Origin of the sequence: Nocardioides sp., from assembly GCF_034670285.1 — a bacterium.
Classification (GTDB): domain Bacteria; phylum Actinomycetota; class Actinomycetes; order Propionibacteriales; family Nocardioidaceae; genus Nocardioides.
Genome location: NZ_JAXMNS010000322.1, coordinates 1 through 4,546 on the forward strand (window position 1 = coordinate 1; position 4,546 = coordinate 4,546).

General features: G+C 72.5%; 3 protein-coding genes and 1 pseudogene. 1 reads left to right on the forward strand and 3 read right to left on the reverse strand.

The features are described from left to right. Positions 1–353, forward strand: a pseudogene (locus VOI19_RS14910) (alpha/beta hydrolase); the annotation flags it as partial. A gap of 15 nt (positions 354–368) precedes the next feature. Here VOI19_RS14910 and VOI19_RS14915 read toward each other — a convergent pair. From VOI19_RS14915 to VOI19_RS14925, 3 genes are all read right to left on the reverse strand, one after another. Further along, positions 369–992 (reverse strand): amino acid-binding protein, encoded by a 624-nt coding sequence (locus VOI19_RS14915; protein ID WP_323793753.1) that lies wholly within the window; start codon positions 990–992, stop codon positions 369–371. 46 nt (positions 993–1,038) lie between these two features. Further along, positions 1,039–2,841, reverse strand: coding sequence for an exodeoxyribonuclease V subunit alpha (gene recD, locus VOI19_RS14920; protein WP_323793754.1), 1,803 nt, complete (start codon positions 2,839–2,841; stop codon positions 1,039–1,041). A gap of 50 nt (positions 2,842–2,891) precedes the next feature. Beyond that, positions 2,892–4,546 (reverse strand): 3'-5' exonuclease (locus VOI19_RS14925; protein WP_323793755.1); only part of this gene is annotated, 1,655 nt, incomplete at its 5' end.

Sequence of the window (4,546 nt, forward strand, 5' to 3'; positions counted from 1 at the left end):
AGCGCGCCACCGGCTTCGACGACTGGGACGCCGCCGGTGTCGACTCGCTGCTCGTCGTGCCCCGCGCCAGCACCCACCTCGACTACACCGACATCCCGCTGGTGCTGCCGGCCAGCCGCTACGGCCGGGACCTCACGAGCGTCTACGTGCAGCGCTGGCTCGACCGCTACCTCAAGCACCGCGGCACGGCCAGGCGTCTGCTCAAGCCGTCCTACCGCTACCTCGAGCCGGTCGGTGGTGGCGAGTGGTCACCCGTGCGGCTCCAGCGGGACCCGCTGCTGAGCTTCTACTACTGCTCGGCCTACTCGCTGGGCAAGCGCTCGAACCTCGACGTCACCGACGCTGGCTGCTGAGGCCGGCGCTCCCCCTCACCTGGTGTCGTTGCGGGTGATCGACACGGCCAGGCCGGCCAGGTGGCCGAGCCGGGCGACCTCGGAGTCGAGGAACTCAGGTCCGCCGCGCCGCGCGACGATCACGACCTGGTTGCCGTCGAGGCGCACCCCGGCGTAGAGCGTGTCGGCGTCCCCGGAGCCCTCGGGCGCCTCGAGGCGCTCCGGGTGCTCGATCTCGACGAAGTCGAGCTCGGCCGGGGCCGCGCCGGTGGCCCGGGTGACGCCGTCGGAACGGTGCACGCGCGCGGCCCAGTCGACGCGGAAGGTCGCGGGCAGCAGGTCGATCAGGCGGTCGAGCGCCTCGTGCGGCACCGACGTGAGCTCTTCGACGGCCTCGAGGTCGAGCACGAGCCCACCGGAGGCGTAGCGGCTGATCCAGACGACGCGGACGCCGTCGAGGGAGTGGCAGGCCGACACGATCGAGTCGGGCATGATGCCGGGCTCGATGTCGAGCATCACGTCGTCGACCGCGGTGCCGTCGTGACGCTTCTCGACGATCTCGATCGCCTCGATGTCACCGCCGGCCATACCGATCGCCGTGGCCAGGCGTCCCAACGACCCGGGGACGTCGGGCAGCTCGACACGCAGCAGGAAGGGCATCACCCGAGGCTATCGCCTCTTGATTGCCACGCCGTTTCGGCCGTCCTCAGGGCTGGACTCCGGGTGGCGCGCCCAGACGCTCGGCCAGCCCGGTGGCTCGCGTGGCCGGACGAGTCACCGCGGCCCGGACGTCGTCGGCCGACCCGACGAGGACGACGCGGGTGCGGGCCCGGGTGATCGCGGTGTAGAGCAGCTGCCGGGTGAGCAGCCGTGAGTCCGGGGGCGGCAGCAGCACGATGACGGTGCCGGCCTGGCTCCCCTGGCTCTTGTGGATGGTCATCGCGTGCATGGTGTCGACGTCCCCCAGCCGGCCGGGAGCGAGGTCCAGCGGCGTGCCCGCAGCGATGTGGGCACGCAGCCCCTGGTCTCCCTGGACGCACACGCCGACGTCTCCGTTGTAGATGCCCAGACCGTAGTCGTTGGCGGTCACGAGCAGCGGCCTCCCGACGTACCACTGGGCTCCCACCGCCTCACCGGTGCGATCGGCCAGCCACCGCTCGACCTGCTCGTTCCAGTGGCGTACGCCGTAGGGTCCGTCGCGGTGGGCGCAGAGCAGTCGCTGCTCGTCGAGCAGCGCGAGTGCGCGGACGGCGTCGCCCGCGGCACTGGCCTTCCAGACCTCGTGGGCGTGCGGCGCCACCAGGTCGCGCAGGCGCTCGCTCACGGCTGCGTCGTCGTGGGCAGGAGAGTCATCGCCATCGGCGCCGCGCTCGACGAAGACGACGTGCTCGTCGCCGGCCCGCAGCGCAGCCAGGGCTGCCTCGGCGTCGCCGTCACGCACGGCCTCGGCGAGGCCGCGGATGGCTGCACCGAAGCGGTGGGACGTGCGGAGCTCGGCGATCAGGTGGTCGGGGCGCCGGCCGAGTCCGTCGACGAGGTCACCGAGGACGGCGCCGGCCTCGACGGAGGTGAGCTGGTCGGGGTCGCCCACGAGGATCAGCCGGGTGCGGTCGCGCACGGCTTCGAGCAGCCGGGCCATCATCGTCAGTGAGATCATCGAGGTCTCGTCGACCACGATGACGTCGTGCGGAAGCCGGTTGTCGCGGTGGTGCCTGAAGCGCACCGAGGTGTCGGGTCGGCTGCCCAGCAGGCGGTGCAGGGTGACCGCCCTGAGCCCCGTCAGTCGTGCGCGATCGGTCGCGTCGGGGAGCGCGGCGACCTCTTCCTCAACGGCTTGCTGCAGCCTCGCGGCGGCCTTGCCGGTGGGCGCGGCCAGCGCCACGCGGGCGCGCGGGTCCTGCTCGAGGAGCAGGGCCAGCAGGGCTGCGACCGTGGTGGTCTTGCCCGTGCCAGGGCCGCCGGTCAGCACCGTGGTGCGCTGGCTCAGGGCGATCCGGGCCGCGGCTCGCTGTTCCTCGTAGCCCTCGGCCGGGAAGACCCGGTCGAGAGACGCCTCGATGTCGGCGGCCGCCTCGCTCGTGCCGCTCGCGAGTCGCGTCATCAGGTCGGCGCAGACCTGTGCTTCCTCGCGCCAGTAGCGATCGAGGTAGAGCAGACGGTCGTCGTGCAGTCTCAGGACTGCCGGTTGCCCGTCGGGCGGCGTCAGCAGGGCACTGGCCCGCAGCGCCGCCATCCAGGCCCCGGGCTCGGGCCACGACAGCGGCCCGAGCTGCGGGTCGGTGGCGAGCGTGGTCAGGTCGACGCAGACCGAGCCACCCCGCACCGCGCGCACCGCGAGCGCCACCGCGAGGGCGACGTCGGGGTCGTCGTCGTCGACGAGCCCGGTGAGCCGTCGAGCCACGTGGATGTCGGCTGCCTCGAGGACCCCGATCTCGTTGAGCTCGCGCAGGACTCCGGTGGCGCCGAGGGCCAGGCGCCGGTCGGCAGGGTCGAGGACCACCTCCGTCATGGGCGCCGCCGAGGTGTCCGCCGTGTCGATCGGGAGGTGAAGGGGCGCGTTCATCGGGGTCCTCGATCCAACAGGTCGGACAGCGCGGTCACCAGGGCGGTCGGAGGAACCCAGGAGAACGCCCCGGTCGGGTGACCGTCGATCACCGGCGTGGCCGGGCCACACATGCCGCGCAGGTAGAGGTAGAGGACTCCGCCAAGGTGCTGGGCCGGGTCGTAGCCGGGCAGGCGCCACCGCAGGTAGCGATGGGCGACCACGGTGTAGAGCAGCGCCTGGAGCGGGTAGTCGGAGTGCAGCATCGCCGCGGTGAGTCGCTCGTGGGTGAACGCCTGGGCAGTCGCCACGGTGCCGGCGTCGGTGAGCCGGTTGGTCTTGTAGTCGACCACCACGTAGCGATGTCCCCCTGGCACGTGCGGTGCCGGCACCCTCAGGACGACGTCGATCGAGCCCGAGAGGTAGCCCCGCAGCGACTTCTCCGCGAGGGCCGAGTCGGTCAGCCGGGCGGCGTAGGGCAGCAGCGGGTCGTCGGCCGCGAGGGTCTCGCGCAGCAGCACCCCCACGTCGGCCAACGTGGCCTCGCGGCGATCGGCACCCCGGTCGCCGTCACCCCCGGCCAGGGGGATCTCGAAGTCGAGCTCACGCAGGCGGTCCTTGATCGGCACGTCGCGCAGCGTCAGGCCGGGCGCGAGGGGGCCCAGCGGCGAGTCGAAGAGCGGGAGGAGGGCGTCGGTGAGGACGTCGGCCTCGGTCGCGACCGGCCACCAGTCGAGCTGGTCGACGACGTGGGTCAGCACCTCGGCGCGCAGGTCGGCTGCCTCAGGGTCAGCGAGCTCGAGCACGGCGTGCACGAGCGAGCCCAGGGCCGCGCCGGCCGGCAAGTGCGCCATCGGCGAGACCATCTCGTCGGCCTCGGGCAGCTGTCCGACCTGGTCGAGGTCCGGGTCGTCCTGCTGCTCGGACTCGTCGTCCAGCTCGGCGCTGTCGACCTCGGAGGTGGGACCATGGCCGTCATCGACGCCGCGGATGAGACCGGAGTACGACGTCCGCTGCCACGCGGTGTCGATGGAGCGCGCGAAGCGTCGTACCCCCAGGTCGCTCGCCACCGGGTCGGAGACAGGTGCGTCGGGATCGACGTGGGCCGCGCGCTCGAGGCTCAACCCCCCGGCGGTCTCCCAGGCCCGGAACCCCGCGATGGCGGTGGCGTCGTCGACCTTGTCGGTGGCCACCCGGTCGGGCACCGTGACATCACCCTGGCCGCGACCGCGCAGCAGCCGGGACAGTCCCCCGTTGGGCTCGTCCCACGACGGGGCCCACCAGGCCACCACCTGCGACTGCGCCCGGGTCAGGGCGACGTAGGTGAGCCGGACGTCGTCGCCGGCGACCTCGTGTCGTCCGCGGGCCTCGATCTGTCGATAGCCCGGGTGCTGCTTGCCGCCGATGTCGAGGCATCGCGCGTCGTCGTCGTCGTCGTCGTGGTAGAGCACGACCTCGCGGGTCTGGATGTTGCGGTTGAACGAGAACGGCAGGTAGACGAGCGGGTACTGAAGACCCTTGCTGGCCCACACGGTCATGATCTGCACCGCGGCGGCGTCGGAGTCGAGGCGGCGGTTGCGCTCGGGCGCACCGCCGCGCTCCTGGGTCTGCTGACGCAGCCAGTCGAGCATCGCCGGCAGCCCGTGGCGCTCACGGTGCGCGGTCTCGTGGA